The 22,867-nt window shown below is 69.8% G+C and carries 14 protein-coding genes and 2 rRNA genes; 9 read left to right on the plus strand and 7 right to left on the minus strand.

What is annotated here, in order from left to right:
• Positions 1-77: 77 nt before the first annotated feature.
• Positions 78-3,171, plus strand: a 23S ribosomal RNA gene (locus NOSIN_RS26115).
• Positions 3,172-3,263: 92 nt separating this feature from the next.
• A 5S ribosomal RNA gene (rrf, locus tag NOSIN_RS26120) occupies positions 3,264-3,379 on the plus strand.
• A 97-nt stretch (positions 3,380-3,476) separates the two neighbouring features.
• Here the strand turns inward: rrf and NOSIN_RS26125 are convergent.
• The 4 genes from NOSIN_RS26125 to NOSIN_RS26140 all read right to left on the minus strand — a co-directional run bounded on the left by NOSIN_RS26125 (position 3,477) and on the right by NOSIN_RS26140 (position 7,327).
• Positions 3,477-4,541: a M23 family metallopeptidase gene (locus NOSIN_RS26125; protein WP_077693266.1), complete on the minus strand. Its 1,065-nt coding sequence runs from the start codon at positions 4,539-4,541 to the stop codon at positions 3,477-3,479.
• 330 nt (positions 4,542-4,871) lie between these two features.
• A complete protein-coding gene (locus NOSIN_RS26130; RefSeq protein WP_077693267.1) occupies positions 4,872-5,465 on the minus strand; it encodes a methylated-DNA--[protein]-cysteine S-methyltransferase in 594 nt (197 codons plus the stop codon).
• Positions 5,462-6,901, minus strand: a complete 1,440-nt coding sequence (locus tag NOSIN_RS26135) for a DNA-3-methyladenine glycosylase 2 family protein (RefSeq protein ID WP_077693782.1) — start codon at positions 6,899-6,901, stop codon at positions 5,462-5,464. Before NOSIN_RS26135 ends, NOSIN_RS26130 begins: the two co-directional genes overlap by 4 nt.
• Positions 6,902-6,970: 69 nt before the next feature.
• Positions 6,971-7,327, minus strand: coding sequence for a hypothetical protein (locus tag NOSIN_RS26140; RefSeq protein WP_077693268.1), 357 nt, complete (start codon positions 7,325-7,327; stop codon positions 6,971-6,973).
• A 146-nt stretch (positions 7,328-7,473) separates the two neighbouring features.
• Here NOSIN_RS26140 and NOSIN_RS26145 point away from each other — a divergent pair, with 146 nt between their 5' ends.
• The 3 genes from NOSIN_RS26145 to sucD all read left to right on the plus strand — a co-directional run bounded on the left by NOSIN_RS26145 (position 7,474) and on the right by sucD (position 10,337).
• Complete coding sequence (locus NOSIN_RS26145; protein WP_077693269.1) at positions 7,474-7,884, plus strand: cobalamin B12-binding domain-containing protein; 411 nt, start codon at positions 7,474-7,476, stop codon at positions 7,882-7,884.
• Between the two features lie 379 nt (positions 7,885-8,263).
• Positions 8,264-9,445, plus strand: coding sequence for an ADP-forming succinate--CoA ligase subunit beta (gene sucC, locus NOSIN_RS26150; RefSeq protein ID WP_077693270.1), 1,182 nt, complete (start codon positions 8,264-8,266; stop codon positions 9,443-9,445).
• A 13-nt stretch (positions 9,446-9,458) separates the two neighbouring features.
• The gene (gene sucD / locus NOSIN_RS26155) at positions 9,459-10,337 is read left to right on the plus strand and encodes a succinate--CoA ligase subunit alpha (protein ID WP_077693271.1); all 879 of its coding nucleotides are present in this window, start codon (positions 9,459-9,461) and stop codon (positions 10,335-10,337) included.
• A gap of 89 nt (positions 10,338-10,426) precedes the next feature.
• Here the strand turns inward: sucD and NOSIN_RS26160 are convergent, their stop codons facing one another.
• Positions 10,427-10,924, minus strand: coding sequence for a DUF1707 SHOCT-like domain-containing protein (locus tag NOSIN_RS26160; protein ID WP_077693272.1), 498 nt, complete (start codon positions 10,922-10,924; stop codon positions 10,427-10,429).
• 367 nt (positions 10,925-11,291) lie between these two features.
• Between NOSIN_RS26160 and NOSIN_RS26165 the strand changes: the two genes are divergently transcribed.
• On the plus strand, positions 11,292-13,013 hold the full coding sequence (locus tag NOSIN_RS26165) for a cell division protein PerM (protein ID WP_077693273.1): 1,722 nt from the start codon (positions 11,292-11,294) through the stop codon (positions 13,011-13,013).
• A 120-nt stretch (positions 13,014-13,133) separates the two neighbouring features.
• On the opposite strand, the gene mfd is transcribed toward NOSIN_RS26165, so the two are convergent.
• Positions 13,134-16,745: a transcription-repair coupling factor gene (mfd, locus tag NOSIN_RS26170; RefSeq protein ID WP_077693274.1), complete on the minus strand. Its 3,612-nt coding sequence runs from the start codon at positions 16,743-16,745 to the stop codon at positions 13,134-13,136.
• A gap of 323 nt (positions 16,746-17,068) precedes the next feature.
• Here mfd and cysC point away from each other — a divergent pair, with 323 nt between their 5' ends.
• Both cysC and NOSIN_RS26180 read left to right on the plus strand, forming a co-directional pair.
• On the plus strand, positions 17,069-18,679 hold the full coding sequence (cysC, locus tag NOSIN_RS26175; RefSeq protein ID WP_077693275.1) for an adenylyl-sulfate kinase: 1,611 nt from the start codon (positions 17,069-17,071) through the stop codon (positions 18,677-18,679).
• A complete protein-coding gene (locus NOSIN_RS26180) occupies positions 18,679-19,440 on the plus strand; it encodes a MazG family protein (RefSeq protein ID WP_077693276.1) in 762 nt (253 codons plus the stop codon). Before cysC ends, NOSIN_RS26180 begins: the two co-directional genes overlap by 1 nt.
• A 116-nt stretch (positions 19,441-19,556) precedes the next feature.
• Here the strand turns inward: NOSIN_RS26180 and NOSIN_RS26185 are convergent, their stop codons facing one another.
• Positions 19,557-21,026 (minus strand): FtsW/RodA/SpoVE family cell cycle protein, encoded by a 1,470-nt coding sequence (locus NOSIN_RS26185; protein WP_077693277.1) that lies wholly within the window; start codon positions 21,024-21,026, stop codon positions 19,557-19,559.
• Positions 21,027-21,500: 474 nt separating this feature from the next.
• Between NOSIN_RS26185 and eno the strand changes: the two genes are divergently transcribed.
• On the plus strand, positions 21,501-22,784 hold the full coding sequence (gene eno / locus NOSIN_RS26190; protein WP_077693278.1) for a phosphopyruvate hydratase: 1,284 nt from the start codon (positions 21,501-21,503) through the stop codon (positions 22,782-22,784).
• Positions 22,785-22,867 lie beyond the last annotated feature (83 nt).

Below are 22,867 nucleotides of genomic sequence, written 5' to 3' on the forward strand. Positions count from 1 at the left end.
GGGTGTGAGTGGTGTCGGAGTATGCGGTTGGTGTTTTGATTTGTGAATAGTGTGCGCGAGCATCTTATTATCTGTAGTGGCCAAGTGATAGTGGCACACGGTGGATGCCTTGGCACCAGGCGCCGATGAAGGACGTGGGAGGCCGCGATAGGCCACGGGGAGCTGTCAACCGAGCTGTGATCCGTGGGTGTCCGAATGGGGAAACCTAGCCCGAGTTGTGTCGGGTTGCCGCTGCCTGAATGTATAGGGCAGTTGGTGGTGACGCGGGGAAGTGAAACATCTCAGTACCCGTAGGAAGAGTAAACAACAGTGATTCCCCTAGTAGTGGTGAGCGAACGGGGATGAGGCTAAACCGCATGCGTGTGATAGACGGCAGTCGTTGCGTGTGCGGGGTTGTGGGGTGCACCTGTCCAGGTCTGTCGGCCTGGAGCACTGAGTGGTTCTTCTAGCTGAATCCGTTGGGAAGCGGAACCGGAGCGGGTGAGAGTCCTGTAGGTGAAGGAAGAGCCTAGGTGTTGGTGTGTCCCCGAGTAGCGCGGAGCCCGTGAAAGTCCGTGTGAATCTGGCAGGACCACCTGCTAAGCCAAAATACGTCCTGGTGACCGATAGTGCACTAGTACCGTGAGGGAAAGGTGAAAAGTGCCCCGGTGAGGGGTCGTGAAATAGTACCTGAAACCGTGTGCTGTCAAGCCGTCAGAGCTGGAGCTTGTCTTTGGTGATGGCGTGCCTTTTGAAGAATGAGCCTGCGAGTCATGGTGTGTGGCGAGGTTAACCCGGGTGGGGTAGCCGTAGGGAAACCGAGTCTGAATAGGGCGGTTGAGTCGCATGCTGTGGACCCGAAGCGGAGTGATCTACCCATGTCCAGGGTGAAGCGGGGGTAAGACCTCGTGGAGGCCCGAACCCACCAGGGTTGAAAACCTGGGGGATGAGGTGTGGGTAGGGGTGAAAGGCCAATCAAACTCCGTGATAGCTGGTTCTCCCCGAAATGCATTTAGGTGCAGCGTCGTGTGTTTCTTGCCGGAGGTAGAGCGACTGTTTGGCTGATGGGCCCTACCAGGTTACTGACGTCAGACAAACTCCGAATGCCGGTGAAGTGAAGCGCGGCAGTGAGACTGCGGGGGATAAGCTTCGTAGTCGAGAGGGAAACAGCCCAGATCATCAGCTAAGGCCCCTAAGCGTGTGCTAAGTGGGAAAGGTTGTGGAGTTGCTGAGACAACCAGGAGGTTGGCTTAGAAGCAGCCATCCTTTAAAGAGTGCGTAATAGCTCACTGGTCAAGTGGTTCTGCGCCGATAATGTAGCGGGGCTTAAGCACACCGCCGAAGCTGTGAAGCTTACGTTCTTTGAGCGTGGGTTGGTAGGGGAGCGTCGTGCATCCGGAGAAGCTGCCGAGTGATCGTGTGGTGGAGGGTGTGCGAGTGAGAATGCAGGCATGAGTAGCGAAAGCAACGTGAGAAACGTTGCCGCCGATTGACTAAGGGTTCCTGGGGCAGGTTAATCCGCCCAGGGTGAGTCTGGACCTAAGGCGAGGCCGACAGGCGTAGTCGATGGATAACGGGTTGATATTCCCGTACCCGTGCACGAGCGTCCATGCTGAATCGGGTGATGCTAACCACGCTGGTTCTTGGTGGTTCCTTCGGGAACTGCCTCTGGACTGGTCTGGGATCCGATCCCGTAGTAGGCAAGTGATGGGGTGACGCAGGAGGGTAGCTCTACCCGGCGGTGGTTGTCCGGGGGTAAGCGTGTAGGCCGAGGGGTTGGCAAATCCGCCTCTCGTGTGGCTGAGACGTGATGCCGAGCCGTTTTAGGCGAAGTGAGTGATCCCATGCTGTCGAGAAAAGCCTCTAGCGAGTTCGTGTGTGGCCAGTACCCTAAACCGACGCAGGTGGTCAGGTAGAGAATACCGAGGCGTTCGGGTGAACCATGGTTAAGGAACTCGGCAAATTGTCCCCGTAACTTTGGGAGAAGGGGAGCCCTGTCTGGTGAAGACCTTCGCGGTCGGAGCTGGGTGGGGTCGCAGATAGCGGGGGGAAGCGACTGTTTATTAAAAACACAGGTCCGTGCGAAGTCGTAAGACGCTGTATACGGACTGACGCCTGCCCGGTGCTGGAACGTTAAGAGGACTGGTTAGTGGGGTTCGCCCCGCGAAGCTGGGAATCTAAGCGCCAGTAAACGGCGGTGGTAACTATAACCATCCTAAGGTAGCGAAATTCCTTGTCGGGTAAGTTCCGACCTGCACGAATGGCGTAACGACTTCCCCACTGTCTCAACCATGGGCCCGGTGAAATTGCACTACGAGTAAAGATGCTCGTTTCGCGCAGCAGGACGGAAAGACCCCGGGACCTTCACTATAGCTTGACATTGGTGTTTGGGATGGTTTGTGTAGGATAGGTGGGAGCCGGTGAAGCTGTCACGCTAGTGGCGGTGGAGGCGTTGGTGAAATACCACTCTGACTGTTTCGGGCATCTAACTTTGGACCGTGATCCGGTTCGGGGACAGTGTCTGGTGGGTAGTTTAACTGGGGCGGTTGCCTCCCAAAGAGTAACGGAGGCGCCCAAAGGTTCCCTCAGCCTGGTTGGTAATCAGGTGTTGAGTGTAAGTGCACAAGGGAGCTTGACTGTGAGACGGACGTGTCGAGCAGGAGCGAAAGCTGGGACTAGTGATCCGGCACCGGCGTGTGGAAGCGGTGTCGCTCAACGGCTAAAAGGTACCCCGGGGATAACAGGCTGATCTTCCCCAAGAGTCCATATCGACGGGATGGTTTGGCACCTCGATGTCGGCTCGTCGCATCCTGGGGCTGGAGTTGGTCCCAAGGGTTGGGCTGTTCGCCCATTAAAGCGGCACGCGAGCTGGGTTTAGAACGTCGTGAGACAGTTCGGTCCCTATCCGCTGTGCGCGTTGGAGACTTGAGAAGGGCTGTCCCTAGTACGAGAGGACCGGGACGGACGAACCTCTGGTGTGCCAGTTGTCCTGCCAAGGGCATGGCTGGTTGGCTACGTTCGGGAGGGATAACCGCTGAAAGCATCTAAGCGGGAAGTCTGCTTCGAGATGAGGTCTCCTGCCTCCTTTGAGAGGGTAAGGCTCCCTGTAGACGACGGGGTTGATAGGCCGGGTGTGGAAGCCCTGTGAGGGGTGGAGCTGACCGGTACTAATAGGCCGAGGGCTTGTCCGCTGCAGATAATTGGATGTTCGCGCACACTTGTTCACGAAGCTTGCTCGTGGCTGCTCCCCTTGGGTGGGTTGAGTGGTTGTGGGTGTTGGTTTCCGTGGTGGTTATTGCTGGAGGGTCACACCCGGTCTCTTTCCGAACCCGGTCGTTAAGTCTCTTTGCGCTGATGGTACTGCCCTGTGGTGGGGTGGGAGAGTAGGTTGCTGCCACGGTTTTTCTTGGGGAGGGGGTCGCCTGTGGGCGGCCCCCTCCTTTTTTGTGTCTGTGCTAGTTCACTTGTGAATTCAACGCGTTCCTAGAACCGCGTTCCTAGAACCCGTAGTTGTACATCGCTCCGCCGGGGTACACCGTGCCGACACCGTTGCGGTAGGCGTAACCGCCGTAGGCGGCGCCCTCCACGAAGGTCCACCCGCCCAGGGTCCTTCCGTGCAGTGCGACGTACCAGCCCGCCGCGTTGGGATCGCTGTAGGCACGCAGTGCGAAGTGGACGTGGGCCCCGGTGGAGGAGCCGCCGGCGCAGACGCTGTTGCCCTGGCTGCCCAGGTAGTGGCCCACCCCGACGTTGTTGCCGGGCAGCCACTGGTAGTTCTCCAGGTGGTAGTAGTCGGTGGAGTAGCCGTTGTCGTGGATCACCCGGGTCCACCCGGTGCACAGGCTGTAGGCGTACCCGCCGCGGGCAGCACGTACGGCGCGGTCGCCGCCGGAGAAGTCCACCGAGCTGTAGGGATAGCCGGAGCTGAAACCGTGGGGGCCGCCGGTCATGACCTGGTACGTGCCGATGGCGAAGGGCAGGCCGATCCCGGTGTAGGCGGCCGTCCTGACCCCCTCGGGATCGGTGGAGGCCGCGACGGCCTCCCGCTCCTCCTCGGCCAGCAGCGTCGAGTCGGCGAGGATCGAGGAGAACTCCCCGGTCCCCTCCAGGCCGACGGTCCAGTCGCCACCGCGGTACTCGGCGGCGAACAGCCAGGCGTACGGGTTCTCCTCGGACCCGGTCGGTGCGGTCACGATGGCGACGCCGAAGGCCGAGTCGCCGGAGGCCTCGCGGACGTCGACTCGGACGTCGCGTTCCTGGGCGGCGAGCGTGGAGATCCCGGAACCGCGGAACTCCAGGACGTCCGAGACCACCGCGTCGGCCAGGACGTCCTCGGCCGCCGCTCCCGCGCCCTGGCCGGGGAGGTCCTTGGCGGCGGTGTCGACGGTGATCTCGACGTTGTCGGCTTGGGCCAGTGCGGTGTCGGCCACGGGTTGGGCGTGGGCCACGGAGACGGAGGTGAGCAGGGCGGCGGCCGCTGTGGCGGCCAGAGCGCCCGCGTATCCGGTACGGGGGCCCGGTCGGAAACGGTTGGGGGCGGTGGGGGCAGTGGGGGAGGTCAAGCAGCTCCTCAGGGGTGAAGGAACAGATTCGACACGAAAAGGTGTGATCGTGTGACCACCGCAGGGTAACCAATCGGTGACTCGTGGACAAGGGATGGACCCGGTTCCCCTCGGCGAACCGGGCTTCGCGCGGCGCTTCGGGGCGGTTCCGCCGACCCACGCGTCGGGCGTTCCCCCGTTCCGCGCCCCTTCCCCGCTGTCCCCTCCCCGGTCCGGTCCCCGGCCGCCGCCACCGCCCGAGGGGTCCGGACCCCGTGTCGTGTGAGACGGCGAGCCCCGCTCCCCGGAGCTCGGGCTCAGGGAACGGGGCTCGGTGTGGCCGTGCCGGCGTCAGCGGGCGTCCGAGACCCTTCTCTCCAGGCCGAGGAGGAACTGCTTGCGGTCCAGCCCGCCCGCGTAGCCCGTCAGCGAGCCGTCCGCGCCGATCACCCGGTGGCACGGCACGATGATGCTGATCGGGTTGCGTCCGTTGGCCATCCCCACCGCGCGTGAGGCCGTCGGCCTCCCCAGTTCCGCGGCCAGTTCCCCGTAGCTCGCCGTCTCTCCGTGCGGAATCGTGGTCAGCGCCGCCCACACCCTCAGCTGCCACTCGGTACCCGCCGGGGCCAGCGGTAGGTCGAACTCCCTCAGTTCACCCGCGAAGTACGCCTCCAGTTGTCGTACGGCCTCGGTGAACGGCTCCGGGTCCGACACCCAGTCCTTCGGGAAGCCCCTGGTCCTGTCGTCCTTGCCGGCGGTGAGCACCCCGCCCAGGGCCTCGCCGTCACCGAACAGGACCAGCTCGCCCACCGGCGAGCCCATCATCGTGTACCGGGTCGGTCCGGGACGGGGAGCACGAAACTCCACCGTCGCTCTCCTCGGGGGAGCCTTCGGCTCCACGTCCAGCGGCAGCATCTCCTGCTCCACTCCCTGCTCCGTGCTCATGCCAGTTCCTCTCTCGTTCTCACCAGCGACGCCCACAGCAGGTGGGTGACGTAGGACCTCCAGGGACTCCATGCCAGGGTGTCCCTCCCGCCCCCGGCCCCCAGCGCCTGTTGGACACCGAGGTCCCCGTGGAGGAACACGTCCGGATCACCCAGGCCGCGCATCCGCACGTAGCCCGCGGTCCACGGACCGATGCCGCGCAGCTCCATCATGCTCCGCTCGGCCTCGTCCCGGTCGCAGCCCGGACCCAGGTCGACCCGGCCCGAGGCGATCGCCCCGGCCAGCCCCACCAGGGCCCTCCCACGTGCGACCGGGATGGAGAGGTCGGTCGGGTCGGCGTCGGCCAGCACGTCCGGGGAGGGGAACACGTGCGTCAGACCGCCGTCCGGGCCGGTACTCAGAGGCTCGCCGAACCGCTCCACCAGCCGTCCCGCCAACGTGCGGGCGGCGCGCACCGACACCTGCTGGCCCAGCACGGCCCGGACCGCCAGCTCGGCGGGGTCCACGTGGCCCGGAGAGCGCATGCCCGGGTGCTCGGCCACCATCGGTCCCAGCAGCGGGTCCCCGCCCAGGACCTCGGTGACCGCGCGGGGGTCGGCGTCCAGGTCGAGCAGCCTGCGGCAGCGGCGCACCGCGTCGGCCAGGTCACGTGACTCCGACAGGCGCAGACGGCACAGCACGTGCCCGGATCCGGCCCCTTCCGACAACTCCACGGTCGCGGGTCCGTGCGGCAGCGACAGCGTCCTGCGGTAGACCCCGTCGCGGTACTCCTCCACGCCCGGCACCGCGCGGTCCCCGAGGAACCGCAGCATCCGCGCCAGGTCGATCGGCTCCCGGTAGGGCAGCCGCAGCGTGACCGTTCCCGGCTCGCCGACCGGTGTGCGCCTCATGGCGCGCATCTCGGTGGGAGAGCGGTCGAACACCGCACGCATCGTCTCGTTGAACTGGCGCACGCTCGCGAACCCCGAGGCGAAGGCCACGTCCGCCATCGGCATGTCCGTGGTCTCCACCAGCACCCGTGCGGTCTGGACGCGCTCGGTGCGGGCCAGGGCCAGCGGCCCCGCGCCCACCTCGGCGGTCAGCAGCCGGTTGAGCTGGCGCTCGCTGTAGCCGACGGCGGAGGCCAGGGCGCCGACGCCGCCCCGGTCCACGGCGCCGTCCTGGATGAGCCGCATCGCGCGTCCCACCACGTCGGCCCGCAGGTTCCACTCCGGGGACCCGGGAGTCAGGTCGGGGCGGCACCGCTTACAGGCGCGGAACCCCGCTTCCTGGGCGGCCGCGGCGGTCGGGTAGAAGCGGGTGTTGGCCCGTTTCGGGGTGACGGCGGGGCAGCTCGGACGGCAGTAGATGCCTGTGGTGCGCACGGCAGTGTAGAAGACCCCGTCGAAGCGGGCGTCCCTGCTGTGTACGGCGCGGTAGCGCTGGTCGTCGTCCATCACGCCACCCATGATCGCCGATGCGACGGACCGGAAGCTGGCGGTTTTCGGACATCGACCCCGAGGGGCTCAGGGGGTCCCGTTCCCCGGGGCCGTGGACCTTCCCGGCCCGCCGCTCTCCCCGTCGCCGCGCACGTCGTCCGCGGTCTCGCCGTGTTCGCGGAGGTACTGCACGTAGAACGGGCGCAGCGCCTCCTGGACCTCGGGGTCGGTCTCGGCGGACAGCGCCTCGTAGACGAAGCCGGACAGTTGGGCGACGCTCGCCTCGCTGGCCTCCTCATGGCCCGCGGCCGCCTCGGCGGCCGGGATCAGTCCGAGGAGCCGCCAGAAGAAGCGCAGGTCCCACCGCCGACGCGCCAGTTCGATGGCGCTGTCCCGCAGGTTCTCCGTGCTGATCTGGTCGAATTCGGTGACATCGTCTCCCATGCTCGGAAGATACCCGTCCCCGCGCTCTCCATCCGGAAGTGACCTGCGTTACGCTTCACACGAGTTGATCATCTCCTCCCCGACACCCGGGGACCTCTCACAAGGAGGGCCGGGCGACCGGGGAAAACGTTCGTGAGGGGTTTGTCATGGCCGAGGGCGCAGCACGGGTCGTCGTCGCGAAACCGGGACTGGACGGGCACGACCGCGGTGTCAAGATCGTGGCCCGCGTGCTGCGCGACGCCGGGGTGGAGGTCATCTACACGGGTCTGCGCCAGACCCCCGAGATGATCGTGGCCGCGGCCCTGCAGGAGGACGCCGACGCCATCGGGCTGTCCGTGCTCTCGGGGGCCCACATGACCATGTTCTCCCGGGTGATGGAGCTGTTGAAGGAGAACGGCGCCGAGGACATCCGGGTGTTCGGCGGCGGGATCATCCCCGACGCCGACATCGCCGAGCTCGAACGCATGGGCGTGGCGAAGATCTTCACGCCGGGCGCTCCGACGGCGGAGATCGCCGACTGGGTGCGTACGAACATCCGTCCGGCGCACGCCGCCTGACCGGCTCCTCGGCCCTGGCCGGCGAGTGACGTTGGTCGCATCCGCCGCAGAGCCCGGCCCCGGGTGAAAGGACGCCCCGCGGTGTGATCCGCGGTGTCCCTCGTCACAGATTCTCCCATGTGAGGGCTTCCACGATGCCGCGTGAGCGGCTTTTGTGAGTGTGACGGGACCGGTCAACACGGCCCCGGTGTCCGGCGGCCGGATTCCAGGCGACTAAGCTTTGCGCATGTCGCGGGTGGCAACGCCGCGGCGATCTCGATCTAGCGGCTCAGCCCACCGGGCTTTGCGTCGTGTGACACGCGTCAGTGGATCACAGCCGATCAGGACGAGGCCACCCCGGTAGACATCCTGAGCCAGCGAGTTACAAGGACGGACCCTCGTGGACCTGTTCGAATACCAGGCGAAGCAACTCTTCGCAGAGTACGGGGTTCCCGTACCCCAGGGAAAGGTGGCGAGCACGGCCGCTGAGGCACGTGCCATCGCCGAGGAGTTCGCCGCCTCCGGAAAGTCCCGTGTCGTTGTCAAGGCGCAGGTCAAGACCGGTGGCCGCGGTAAGGCCGGCGGTGTGAAGGTCGCCGACGGACCCGAGGACGCCCAGGCCAAGGCCGAGCAGATTCTGGGCATGGACATCAAGGGCCACACGGTGCACCGTGTCCTGGTCGAGGAGGCCTCCGACATCGCGGAGGAGTACTACTTCTCCTTCCTCCTGGACCGTGCGAACCGCACCTTCCTGTCGATCTGCTCCGCCGAGGGCGGTGTGGAGATCGAGGAGGTCGCCGTCACCAACCCCGACGCGGTCGCCAAGATCGCCATCGACCCGCTGACCGGCGCCCCCGCCGACGTCGCCGCGGAGATCGTCAGGGCGGGCAAGCTGCCCGAGGCCGCCGCCCAGGGCGCGACCGAGATCATCTCCAAGCTGTGGGACGCCTTCGCGGGCAAGGACGCGACCCTCGTCGAGGTCAACCCGCTGATCCTGACCGCGGACGGTCGTGTGATCGCCCTCGACGGCAAGGTCACCCTGGACGAGAACGCCGAGTTCCGCCAGGACCTGGAGAGCCTCACCTTCGCCGCGGAGGGCGACCCGCTCGAGGTCGCCGCCAAGGCCAAGGGCCTGAACTACGTCAAGCTCGACGGCCAGGTCGGGATCATCGGCAACGGCGCGGGCCTGGTCATGTCCACCCTGGACGTGGTCGCCTACGCCGGCGAGGGCCACGGCGGCGTCAAGCCCGCCAACTTCCTGGACATCGGCGGCGGCGCCTCGGCCGAGGTGATGGCCAACGGTCTGGAGATCATTCTGGGCGACCCGGCGGTCAAGAGCGTGTTCGTCAACGTCTTCGGCGGCATCACCGCCTGCGACGCCGTGGCCAACGGCATCGTCCAGGCACTGGAACTGCTGGAGAGCCGCGGCGAGGACGTCAGCAAGCCGCTGGTCGTCCGCCTGGACGGCAACAACGCCGAACTGGGCCGTGAGATCCTGACCGAGCGCGCCCACCCGGCCGTGCGACAGGTCGACACGATGGACGGCGCCGCCGCACAGGCCGCCGAGCTCGCGGCGAAGTAGGGGACACAACACCATGGCTATCTTCCTGAACAAGGACAGCAAGGTGCTCGTCCAGGGCATGACGGGCTCTGAGGGCACCAAGCACACCCGCCGGATGCTCGCTTCGGGCACCCAGATCGTGGGCGGGGTCAACCCGCGCAAGGCGGGCCAGAGCGTGGACTTCGACGGCACCCAGGTGCCGGTCTTCGGATCGGTGGCCGAGGGCATGGAGGCCACCGGCGCCGACGTCACGGTGATCTTCGTGCCGCCCAAGTTCTGCAAGGGCGCGGTGTTCGAGGCCGTGGACGCCGGGATCGGCCTGGCGGTGGTGATCACCGAGGGCATCCCGGTGCACGACACGGCCGCGTTCTGGGCCCACGCCCAGGCCACGGGCAACAAGACGCGCATCATCGGCCCCAACTGTCCCGGGCTCATCACCCCGGGTCAGGCCAACGCGGGCATCATTCCCTCCGACATCACCAAGCCGGGCCGGATCGGGCTGGTGTCCAAGTCGGGCACGCTGACGTACCAGATGATGTACGAGCTGCGTGACATCGGGTTCTCCTCGGCGGTGGGCATCGGTGGGGATCCGATCATCGGGACCACGCACATCGACGCGCTCAAGGCCTTCGAGGCCGATCCCGACACCGATGTGATCGTGATGATCGGTGAGATCGGCGGTGACGCCGAGGAGCGGGCCGCGGACTTCATCCGGGAGCACGTGACCAAGCCGGTGGTGGGGTACGTGGCGGGCTTCACCGCTCCGGAGGGCAAGACGATGGGCCACGCGGGCGCGATCGTGTCGGGGTCCTCGGGCACGGCCGCCGCGAAGAAGGAAGCGCTGGAGGCCGTCGGCGTCAAGGTCGGCAAGACCCCCAGCGAAACCGCCCAGTTGGCGCGCGAGCTGTTCTAGCCCGCCCAAGGCGTAGTTTCCACACAAGGCTCCGCCCCGCCGCACCGCGGTGGGGCGGAGCCTTGTGTACGTGGGGCTCCTTCCGAGGTTCAGCCGCTACCGAGCTCCCCGGAGCCGCCGCCACGGCGCCTGCGCATGATGACGGTGGTGAGGCCGGGGACCACGAGCAGGAAGAAGAACCCGAAGAAGACGGCGATGGAGGTGACGTTGCCGGACATGATGGCGGGCAGGCCCCACACGAGGAACAGGAAGCCGCTCCAGCCGATCAAGCCGCCCAGGTTGGGGCCGCGGTCCTTGCGGTCCACCTTGCCGTGCTCGGCGGCGCCTCTCTCCACGGGTGCGGACCCACGGGTGGCGGGCGCGGTGTCGGCGGTCCCGGTGACGGAACCCGGTCGCAGCCGTGCCGGCAGGTCCTCGAAGAGCGGCACCAGGTCCAGGTTGGTGACGGCGTTCAGGGCCGTGGTCGAGCGGGCCTCGTGCTCGTCGAAGTCCAGCCGGCCCTCCTCCAACGCCGTCCGCAGCCGTTCCAGCGCCTGGTCGCGCTCGTCGTCGGAGAGGCGATAGTGGTCGGGTTCGGGACCTGCCATGCGGATCGTTCCATTCGGGCGGGGGGCGGTGCCGGACTCACAGGGTACGACGGGGGCCGCGCGGGTCCGGTTCCCCCTCCTGGAGCGTTTCCGCGTCCACGGCGGCTCCGCCCCACCGCTGAGCGGCGGGGGAACCGCCGTGTGCGGCCGCTCGTACGACGGGCTGGAAGCAGGCACCGGTGTCGGGGGCGGGGAGGCCGCACGGCACGGAAGGCGCGGTGTGCCTTCCGTCCCCGGTCAGGAGCCCGGGGCCGGGAGCCGGGCCGGAGCAGGCGGGGGAGTGGAGCGGCCGGGTCTCGTGCGTACCGGCACGACACGCGCGGCCGGGATGGCGTGGAGCATTCCGGTCCCTGGCAGCATAAGTCGGGTGAGTACGCCAGGATCTCCTCCCGACCGCGGCCGTCCCCCCAAGCGCCCGCGGGCCAGTGCCGCCGACGGGTCCGCTGCATCCGCCAGGGTCGCCGACGCGCCCAGGCCCGTCTACTCCACCGGCGGGATCGCCGCGGCCACGGCCGCGGGGCTGGGGCTGGCGGTGATCATCACCCTGGCCATGATCGGGTGGGTGGCCGCGCCGCACGACGCCTTCGGCGAGGAGATCGGCGACATCCTCCGGGGTGCGGTACTGGCCTGGCTGGTGGGCCACCACGTGTCGTTCTCGGTGCCCGACGGGCAGATCGCCCTGCTGCCGCTCGGCCTGGTCCTGCTTCCGGGGCTGCTGCTGTACCGGTCGGGGCGGTGGCTGGCGCGCTCCTGCTCGATCCCCCGCCTGCGGTACGTGTACCGGGCGGCGCTGGCCATCGCCGGGCCCTACGCGGCGATAGCGGGCACCCTGGCGCTGGTGGCGCGTACCGAGTCCGTCGAGCCGAGTATGCCGCGCGCGCTGGCCATGGGGTTCGTGATCGCCTTCCTGGCCGGCGGCCTGGGGGCACTGCGCCAGATGACGCTCGACAAGGGGGTGTCCGTCCGGGACCTGCTGGACCTGATGCCCGCCCGGCCGCGGTCCCTGCTGGTGGGGATGCTCGTCTCCACGGGGACGCTCCTGCTGGGCGGTCTGCTGCTGTTCCTGGTGGCCCTGGCGTTCAGCCTGCCCGAGGCGGTCGAGATGACGCGGACCCTGCGTCCGGGCCTGGTTGGCGGTGCGCTGCTGCTGGTCGTCCAGTTGGCCTACCTGCCCAACGCCGTGGTGTTCTCGGTGTGCTACGCACTGGGGCCGGGTTTCGCGGTGGGGACGGGAACCGTCGTCGCGCCGACGGGGGTGTCGGCGGGCGCCCTGCCGGTGCTGCCGATGCTGGCCGCGGTGCCCGAGAACGGAGCCGCTCCGGTGGCGTCCCTGATCGCGCTCGCGGTGCCGTTCGCGGCGGGTGCGCTGGGTGGTGTGCTGACCCAGCGCAGTGCTCCCGACGCGGTCAGCGAGGCGGCTCCGCTGTGGGGCTTCGTGTGCGGGGTGACCACGGGGACACTGTGTGCGGCGCTGGCCGAGGTGGCCGGGGGGCCGCTCGGCGGCGAGAGACTGAGTGAGATGGGTCCGTCGGCGTGGCAGGTGGGCCTGGTCGCCGCACTGGAGGTGGGTGTGGCCGCCGCCGTGGCCGCGTGGGCCGCGAACTGGTGGTACACGCGCGGATCGCACCCGTCGCGACCGCGCTCCGCCCGGGGGAGGAGGGCGCCCGAGCCCCGTCCGGAGCCGCAGCCCCGCCCGGAGCCCCACTCCGTTTCGGAGTCCCGCCCGGGATCGAAGCCCCGGCCGGAACCGAAGCCCCGCCCGGAACCGGAGCTGCCCCCGGACGTGCCGGTCGGGGAGGGACTGGCCACGGTGACGCCGCTACGCCGCCGTGAGGACGGGGAGTCCCGGCCAACCCCGGACCAGGACGGCCGGGAGGACACGGAGAGGACGGACCGGGCCGCCGAGCGGGCGGCGCACAGGCAGGCCCGCCGGGAGCTGCGGGAGCAAAGGCGCGAGGAGCGCAGGGCCCGGCGCGCCGAGGGCGGTCGCTGGTGGCGCCGTCGCCCCGCCGAGGACGAGGAGTCCGAGGAGCTGTACGGGATCACCTACGAGGCCGAACCCGACCAGACCGACGCACCTCAGTCCTGAGAGAACCCTCGGCCCCTACGGCGCGCCCGCTCCTACCTCACGGGCGCGCCCGCGAAACCTCCGGCAGCCTCGTCGGCGCCCCCACCACCCTCGGTGGCGAAGGCGCCGAGTCCCCGGAACCTAGTCCTCCTGGGCGGCGGGCTTGCGCCTGGCGGGCTCGAAGATGGCGTTCACCAGGTCGGAGCACCACTTGAGCAGCTCCAGGTCCCGCAGCGGCTTGCCGCCCAGGCCACCGGACTTGGGGACCGGGACCAACAGGGTCTTGGTGGCCTCCTTGCGGATGGTCTTGGGGTACAGCCGCCGCAGCCGCAGCTCCTGCGACTCGCGCAGCTCCACCGGGGCGAAGCGGATCTGGTTGCCCTGCATCACCACGTCGGAGAGCCCCGCCGACTTGGCCAGCACACGGAACCGGGCCACGGCCATGAGGTTGTCCACCGGCTCGGGCGGAGTGCCGTACCGGTCGGTGAGCTCCTCGTAGGCGGCGAGCACGTCCTCCTCACTGGTGACGCTGGCGATGCGCTTGTAGGACTGCAACCGCAGCCGCTCGCCCGGCACGTAGTCGTGCGGAATGTGCGCGTTGATGGGCAGCTCGACCTTGGTCTCGATCTCCTTGGCCGCCTCGGGGTCGCCCTTGAGTTCGGCCACCGCCTCACCCACCATGCGCACGTACAGGTCGAAGCCCACGCCCGCGATGGTCCCGGACTGCTCGGCGCCCAGGATGTTGCCCGCGCCCCGGATCTCCAGGTCCTTCATCGCCACGTACATGCCTGCGCCCGTCTCGGTGTGCTGGGCCACGGTGGCCAGCCGCTCGTGGGCGGTCTCGGTGAGCGGCCTCTCCGGCGGGTACAGGAAGTACGCGTAGGCGCGCTCGCGCCCGCGGCCCACCCGGCCGCGCAACTGGTGCAGCTGCGACAGCCCGTAGGTGTCGGCGCGGTCGATGATCAGGGTGTTGGCGTTGGGCACGTCCAGGCCGGACTCGACGATGGTCGTGGAGACCAGCACGTCGAAGTTCTTCTCCCAGAAGTCGACCATCACCTTCTCAAGCTGCTGCTCGTTCATCTGGCCGTGCGCGAAGGCCACCCGTGCCTCGGGCACCAGGCGTTTGATGTTCGCCGCCACCTTGTCGATGGAGGCCACCCTGTTGTGCACGAAGAACACCTGTCCCTCGCGCATCAGCTCGCGGCGGATCGCGGCGGCGATCTGCTTGTCCTCGTAGGGCCCCACGAACGTGAGCACCGGGTGGCGCTCCTCGGGCGGGGTGAGGATCGTGGTCATCTCGCGGATGCCGGTCAGGCCCATCTCCAGCGTGCGCGGGATGGGTGTGGCCGACATCGCCAGTACGTCCACCTGGGTGCGCAGCCGCTTGAGCGCCTCCTTGTGCTCCACGCCGAAGCGCTGTTCCTCGTCGACGATGACCAGGCCCAGGTCCTTGAAGCGGGTCTCCGACGACAGCAGACGGTGCGTGCCGATGACGATGTCCACCTCGCCGCTGCGCAGCCCCTCCCGGGTCAGCTCCACCTCGCCGTCGGTCTGGAACCGCGACATCGGCCTGACCGTGACGGGGAACGACGCGTACCGCTCGGTGAACGTGGACATGTGCTGCTGCACCAGCAGCGTGGTGGGCACCAGCAGCGCGACCTGCTTGCCGTCCTGCACCGCCTTGAACGCGGCGCGCACCGCCACCTCGGTCTTGCCGTAGCCCACGTCGCCGCAGATCAGCCGGTCCATCGGGACCGACAGGGACATGTCCTTCTTGACCTCCTCGATGGCGGCGAGCTGGTCGGGCGTCTCCACGTAGGGGAACGCGTCCTCCAGCTCACGCTGCCAGGGGGTGTCGGGTCCGAACGCGTGGCCGGGGGAGGCCTGCCGGGCCGAGTACAGCCGGATGAGGTCGCCCGCGATCTCCCGGACCACCTTGCGGGCGCGGTTCTTGGCCTTATTCCACTCGGCGCCGCCCATCTTGGACAGCGTGGGCGCCTCGCCGCCCACGTAGCGGGTGACCTCGCCCAACTGCTCGGTGGGCACGAACAGGCGGTCTCCCGGCTGGCCGCGCTTGGAGGGCGCGTACTCGATGAGCAGGTACTCGCGGGTGGCGCCCTGCACCTGGCGGCTGACCATCTCCAGGTAGCGGCCCACGCCGTGCTGCTCGTGTACGACGTAGTCGCCCGGTTTGAGCTGTAGCGGGTCCACCGTGCCCCGGCGCCTGCTCGGCATCCGGCGCATGTCGCGGGTGGAGGACTTCTGCCCCGCCAGGTCGGTCTCGGTGAGCACCACCGTGTGCACCGAACGCAGCAGGAACCCGTGCTCGACCAGCCCGGTGGTGACCGTGGCGACCGCGTCCCTGGGCCGCTCGTCCAGGTCGGCGGCCAGGGTGGCGCCCAGTCCGGCGTCGCGCAGCATCGCCACCAGGCGCTCTGCGGGTCCGTGCCCCTGGGTGACCAGCACGACGCTCCAGTTGTCGTGCAGCCAGCCCTTGATGTCGGCCAGGGCCCGCTCGGTGTCGCCCCGGTAGGTGTCGGCGGCCGCCGCGCCGACGATGACGGAGTCGTCCTCCTCGCCCGGGCCGCCGTCCTCGCCCGCGGTGAACGGGGTCAGCCCCCACCAGGGCAGGCCCAGCTCGGAGGCGGTGGAACGCAGGTCGGAGATGGACATGTAGGCGGATTCGCCCAGGTCGATGGGCGCCTCACCGCCGGAGGCGGCGTTGATCCAGGACGCGTCGAGGAACTCGGCGCTGGTGGCCTCCAGCTCCACGGCGCGGGTGCGGATGCGCTCGGGGTCGCACCCCACCACCATCGCGTCCTGGGGCAGGTAGGTGAAGAAGGGCTCCATGCGTTCGGCGAGCACCGGCGCGAACGCCTCCATGCCCTCCACCGACACGCCGTCGGCGATCTTGTGCAGGGTCTCGGCGAGGGAGGGGTGCTCCTCGGCCAGCGCCCGCGCGCGCCCGCGTACGGCGTCGGTGAGCAACAGCTCCCGGCAGGGCGGCGCGAACAGCCCGGAGGCCGCGCTGGTGGTGCGCGGGCCGCCCTCTCCGCCCCCGTCGGGGCCGATGGAGCGCTGGTCGGCGACCTGGAAGTAGCGGATGTCCTCGACGGTGTCGCCCCAGAACTCCAGCCGCAGCGGGTGCTCCTCGGTGGGCGGGAACACGTCCAGGATGCCGCCGCGCACGGCCATGTCGCCGCGCTTCTCGACCAGGTCCACGCGGGCGTAGCCGGTGTTGGCCAGGGCGGCGACCACGTCCTCCATGGACGTCTCGTCGCCGGGGCGGATGCGCACCGGCTCCAGGTCGCCCAGGCCGGCCACCAGCGGCTGCAGGACACTGCGCACGGGGGCCACGACCACCCGCAGCGGGCTGGTCAGCGGGTCGGAGGGGTCGGGGTGGGCGAGGCGGCGCAGGACGGCCAGCCGCTGTCCGACGGTGTCCGAGCGCGGAGAGAGCCGCTCGTGGGGCAGGGTCTCCCACGCGGGGAAGAGCGCGACCGAGTCCTCGGGCAGCAGGGAGCCCAGCGCGTCGGCCAGGTCGGAGGCCTCGCGCTCGGTGGCGGTGACGGCGAGCACGGTCCGCTGTGCGCCCACGGGCGCGTCCGCGGCCAGCGCCCCCACCATGAAGGGGCGCAGCGCCGCCGGGGCGACGAGGTCGAGATGGGGATCGCGGCCGCCCCGGGCGGCCTCGATCGCGGTGTGCAGCGCCGGGTCCCTGGAGACGTCGGCGAGAAGTCCAATGAGGCTCATAGCACCAGAAAGTGGAAGTGGTCCGGATCAGGCGGTGGTGGTCGCGGCCCGCACGGTGACAGAGGCGGCTGCGGAAGGTGGACGCCCGGCACCTCCCAGACTATCGAGTCCGGCGGCTCCGCGCGGGTGGGGTGTGGACAACCGGCGACACGGGACCGCCCCGGGCCGTCCGCTCTCCGGGCCCGGGCACGGGCGGCGGCGCGTATCGGGTAAAACCGGTCCCGAACTGCTTCTATTCCGTTCGCGACGGTGCGGTCCGGGGCGCCCGGTGCTTCGGGCATACGCTGGTGACGTTTCCCGGACCCTGGTAGGAGAGGAGCCGCGTGGTGAGTGCCAACAGGCGCGGGAGTGCGCCGGAACCCGGCGTCGAGCGGTCGGACGCCCCGGTCTTCGCCCCAGGTCCGGACGGGCTCGCCCACCTGGAGCTGATTCTCAACGGCGCCTACCCGCTGCCCGGTTTCATGACGGGGGACGAGGCGGAGACCGTGGAGAAGGAGGGCCGTCTGCCCGACGGGCGGCCCTGGCCGGTTCCGGTCACCCTGGAGGTTCCCGCGGAGCTGTCCGGAGTCGAACACCTGATCCTCACCGACCCCGAGGGCGCGCCGCTGGCCGGACTCGAGGCGTCCGAGCACTGGCGAGGCGCCGACGGGCGCCACCGCCTGGCCGGCGCGGTGACCCTGTTGCGCCCGCCGACGTACGGGGTGCTGCGCGAACTGCGGCCCTCGCCCTCCGAGGTGCGGGCCCAGCGCGAGCTGGAGCCCTCCGGCCGCCCCCTGCTGGCCGTGGTCACCGACCGGCCCCTGCACCACCGGGCGCTGCACCAGATCCGCGCCGAGGCCGACGCCCTGGGCCGGGTACACGGCGACGGCGTCCGCGCCGAGGTGCTGGTGATCGTCGACACCGGCCTGGAGGACGAGGGGATGGCCACGGCGGTGCTGGCCGCGGAGCCCCTGCTGCCCGCGCGCACCTCCTTCGTGGTGTGCACGCTGCCCCGGAGCGCCGACCGCTCCCGGGGAGTGCTGGGCGGTGTGTGGGGGGCACGGGAGGTGGCGCTGGCCGCGCACGTGGCCGCCGCCTACGGGGCCACCCACATGCTCTCGGTGACCGGCGGGGACGGCCCCGACGTCGAGCGGGTCATGGCCCAGCGCCCTCCCCTGACCGTGCTGGACCCCGAACCGTGGCGCTACTCCTCCGTGGAGGGACTGTGGCTGCCGCTCACCCGGGTCGACCCGGGCGAGGCCCGGTCCGAACTGACCGACGAGCAGGTGGAGGCGGAGCTGGCGCACGGGCGCGAGCTGCCCTCCTGGTTCACCCCGGCCCGCGTGGGCGCGGAACTGGCGCGGCTGCGCCCGGCCCGGACCAGGAGGGGCCTGACCGTGCTGTTCACCGGCCTGTCCGGGTCGGGCAAGTCCACGATCGCCCGCGGGGTGTGCGACGGCATCCGCCGTTCGGGGAGGTCGGTGACCCTGCTGGACGGCGACGTGGTGCGGCGCATGCTCTCCAGCGAGCTGACCTTCTCCCGGGAGCACCGGGAGCTGAACATCCGCCGGATCGGGTACGTGGCCTCGGAGGTCACACGGCACGGCGGGGTCACGGTGTGCGCGCCGATCGCGCCCTACGACAGGGGCAGGGCCGAGGTGCGCGCGATGGTGGAGGAGTTCGGCGACTTCTTCCTGGTGCACGTGGCCACGCCGCTGGAGGTGTGCGAGACCCGCGACCGCAAGGGCCTGTACGCCAAGGCGCGTGCGGGGCTGATCCCCGCGTTCACGGGGATCTCGGACCCCTACGAGGAGCCGGGGGACGCCGACCTGGTGGTGGACACCGAGGGGATGGACCCGGCCGAGTCCGTGGCCCGGGTGATGGCCGCCCTGCGTGGGGGCGGCTGGCTGCCCGAGCACGACGGCCGGTCGGCGCGGGCCGGGGAGGAGGAGTGATGGACGAGACCCGGGACGGTACCCGGCCGGTCGGGCACCGGATGCTGCGCCTGGTCGAGGTGATGGACACCCTGCGCCGGGAGTGCCCGTGGGACAGGTCGCAGACCCACGGGTCGCTGGCCAAGTACCTGATCCAGGAGGCCTACGAGACCCTGGAGACCATCGAGGAGGGCGACCTCGCGCTGCTGCGCGAGGAACTGGGCGACGTGCTGCTACAGGTGGTCTTCCACGCGGCGATCGCCTCCGAGCGCCCCGAGGGCGACCCGGCGCGGTTCACGGTGGACGACGTCGCCGACGCCATCATCGACAAGATGACCCGCCGCCACCCGCACGTGTTCGGCGGTGCGGAGGTGTCGGGCGCCGATGAGGTGCGGTCCAACTGGGAGACCATCAAGGCCGCCGAGCGCGCGGAGAAGGCCAGGGCGGGAGGCGGCGACGGGCGGACCTCCGTGCTGGACGGGGTGCCGTTCGCCCAGCCCGCCGTGATGCTCGCCCACGAGTTGCAGAAGAGGGCGGTGCGCAACGGCTTTCCCGCCGACCTGGTGGACGACGACGGCGCCGAGGGCGGCGAGCTGTTCGCGGCGGTCTCGGCCGAGCGCGACCGGGGCCGCGACGCCGAGATCGACCTGCGGGCGGCGGCCCGCCGGTTCGACGCCCGCGTGCGCGCGGCCGAGGAAGCGGCCCGAGCCGACGGGCGGGAGCCCCGGGAGCTGTCCGAGGAGGAGTGGCGGGCCTACTGGGCCAAGTCCGGGAACGCCTGACGCGCTGACCGCCGAGTCGGGCCCCCGACAGCGGTGATCTTGCTCCCAGCGGCACTGTCGGCGGTCGAGAGTGCCACCAGGAGCAAGATCACCCGGGAGGACCGGGGCCGGCCCGCTCAGTCCTCGCGCCGGCGCCGCGGCGGCCCGGGCGGTTCGCGTAGGCGGATCACCTCGGTGGAGGGGTCGTCGGGCGCCGGTCCGGAGCCCGACGCCTCCTGGGGCCGCCGGGCGCTCTCGCTGATGGCCAGCCACAGTCCCACGATCACCCAGTTGGCCGTCAGCGCCGAGCCGCCCGCCGACAGGAACGGGGTGGTCATACCGGTCAGCGGGATGATGAGCGTCGCCCCGCCCAGCACGATGAACACGTTGAACGCGGTGAGGAACGCGTACCCCAGCGCGGTCAGCTTCAGGAACCAGTCGCGGGCCTCCAGGGAGATCCGGAAACCCCGCTCGGCCAGCAGGAACAGCAGGAGCAGCACCGCCAGCAGCCCGGTCAGCCCGAGTTTCTCCCCCACCGACACCAGGACCAGGTCGCTGTCGGCGGCGAACACCTCCTGGACGAAGCCGTCGCCGAACCCGGTGCCCGTCAGGCCGCCCCCGGCCAGCGCGAACATGCCCTCCACGATCTGGAAGCTGCCGCCCGGCCGCCCGTACACGTCGGGGTCGAAGGCGTTGAGCCAGATCTCCACCCGGTTGCGCACGTGCGCGAACAGCAGGTACGCCGCGTACGCCCCGCCCGCGAAGGCCACCAGGCCGATGAGCACCCACGACTTGCGCGCGGTGGCGGCGTAGAGCACCGCGAGGAACGTGGCGAACAGCAGCAGCGAGGTTCCCAGGTCCTTGGTGCCCACCAGCAGCAGGATGGCCATGCCCCAGCCGACCGCCATCGGCGCGAGGTCCCGGGCGCGCGGCACGCTGAACACCTTGAGGCGCCCGATCCTGACCGTGCGGGTGACCAGGGCCATCACCTCGCGCCGCCGCCCCAGGTAGGAGGCGAGGAAGACCACCAGCAGCACCTTGGCGAACTCCGAGGGCTGCATGCTGAACGGGCCGAGGAGGATCCACCGCCGGGCGCCCAGCACCTCGTGCCCCAGCGGGGTCAGCGGCAGCAGGAGCAGCAGCAGGGCGGCCGTCGCGATCAGGTACGTGTACATGCTGAGCCGCCACGGTCGGCGCACGAGCACGACCGTGGCCGCGCACAGCACCATGCCCGTCCCGGTCCACAGCAGTTGCCGGTCGGCGTCGCCGTGCCCCGGGTCGAACCCGGTCATCTGGAGGGTCCAGACCATGGTGAGGCCCAGCCCGTTCAGGACGGTGGCCACCGGCATGACGACGGGGTCGGCGTGGGGCGCGGTGAGGCGCAGTGCCACGTGCAGGCCGACCGCTCCGGCGCAGAGCACGCCCAGGTAGACCAGCGGGGCGGTGGCCAGGCCCCCGGTGACGGACAGCGACGCCGACAGCAGGGTCGCGGCGACGGTCAGGAGGGCGGCCACCAGCAGGACGAGTTCCGCACGGCGCCCGGGTCTTCGGGGCGGGACCTCGGCGGCGGCGCCCGCGGTGTCGGGCCCGGTCTCGGGGCTGCCCATGTCGTCTGCCGTTCCGCCGTCCGTGTGGGGCCCGAAGCTTCCGGGCCGGGCACCTCGGCCCGGAGTGCACGTCCGCCTCCGCACTATAGGCGGTGGGACGGCGCCTGTCCGGTGACGTGCCGACGCCCGGCTTCCGGTGTCCACCCGCCCGGCGGCCGGTGTCCGGCCCGGAACCCTCCCTCGGCGCCGTGCGGACGCGGGGAAGCCCAGGTCCCGGGCCTCCGCTGCGGCGGCCGGCCCGCCGGCGACGCCGCCCACGCGGGGGAGCGGAAGGGGCGGTGCGGACGGGCGTGTCACGGGCGGCGGGCCCGATCCGGGCGCGCGGCACCGGGAGGCGCCGGCCGGAATCGGGCATGTCCGCTATGGACTAGACCAATTCGACCGGGTGCGCGCTTCCCTCGCGGGGTGAGGTCGCTAGTCTCGTGTCGGGTCCTGAACCAGTGGTCCGAGAAACCCGAAGAGACGGAGAGAACTGTGGCGTCCATCGAGGCAGTACAGGCGCGGGAGATCCTCGACTCCCGGGGCAACCCGACAGTCGAGGTCGAGGTTCTGCTCGACGACGGAACCATCGCACGCGCGGGCGTCCCCAGCGGTGCCTCCACCGGCCAGTTCGAGGCCGTGGAGCTGCGTGACGGCGGCGACCGCTACGGAGGCAAGGGCGTGACCAAGGCCGTCACGGCCGTCAACGACGAGATCGCCGACGAGCTGCTCGGCCACGCTCCCGACGAGCAGCGCATCATCGACCGCGCGCTCATGGACCTGGACGGCACGCCGGACAAGTCCCGGATCGGCGCCAACGCCATCCTGGGCGCCTCCCTGGCCGTGGCCAAGGCCGCCGCCGCGGAGGCCGGGCTGCCCCTGTTCCGCTACGTCGGCGGTCCCAACGCGCACGTCCTCCCGGTGCCGATGATGAACATCCTCAACGGCGGGGCGCACGCCGACAGCAACGTCGACATCCAGGAGTTCATGGTCGCTCCGATCGGCGCGCCGACCTTCGCCGAGGCCGTGCGCTGGGGCGCGGAGGTCTACCACTCCCTCAAGTCGGTCCTCAAGTCCCACGGCCTGGCCACCGGCGTGGGCGACGAGGGCGGCTTCGCCCCCGACCTGGCCAGCAACCGCGCCGCCCTCGACCTGATCGTGGAGGCCATCGAGAAGGCGGGCTACACCCCGGGCACCGACATCGCGCTCGCCCTGGACGTGGCCGCCACCGAGTTCTGCACCGACGGCGTGTACACCTTCGAGGGCAAGACGCGCTCGGCGGAGGAGATGACCGCCTACTACGCCGACCTGGTGGCCGCCTACCCCCTCGTCTCGATCGAGGACCCCCTCGACGAGGAGGACTGGGCGGGCTGGAAGAAGCTCACCGCCGAGCTCGGCGACCGGATCCAGATCGTGGGCGACGACCTGTTCGTCACCAACCCGGAGCGGCTCCAGCGCGGTGTCCTGGAGGGCAGCGCCAACTCGCTGCTGGTGAAGGTCAACCAGATCGGCACCCTCACCGAGACCCTGGACGCGGTCTCCCTCGCCCAGCGCAGCGGCTACACGGCGATGATCAGCCACCGTTCCGGGGAGACCGAGGACACCACCATCGCCGACATCGCGGTGGCCACCAACGCCGGACAGATCAAGACCGGCGCCCCGGCGCGCAGTGAGCGGGTCGCCAAGTACAACCAGCTGCTGCGCATCGAGGAGGAGCTCGACGACGCCGCCGTGTACGCGGGCGTGTCGGCCTTCCCGCGTTTCGCCAAGCGCGGCTAGTCTGCCCCAGTGTCCCGCGAATCCGAGCAGCAGCCCTCAAAGGCCAAGAAGGCGACCAAAGCCGACAGGCCCGGGCATGACCC

The organism is Nocardiopsis sinuspersici (assembly GCF_001998325.1).
GTDB classification, from domain to species: Bacteria; Actinomycetota; Actinomycetes; order Streptosporangiales; family Streptosporangiaceae; genus Nocardiopsis; species Nocardiopsis sinuspersici.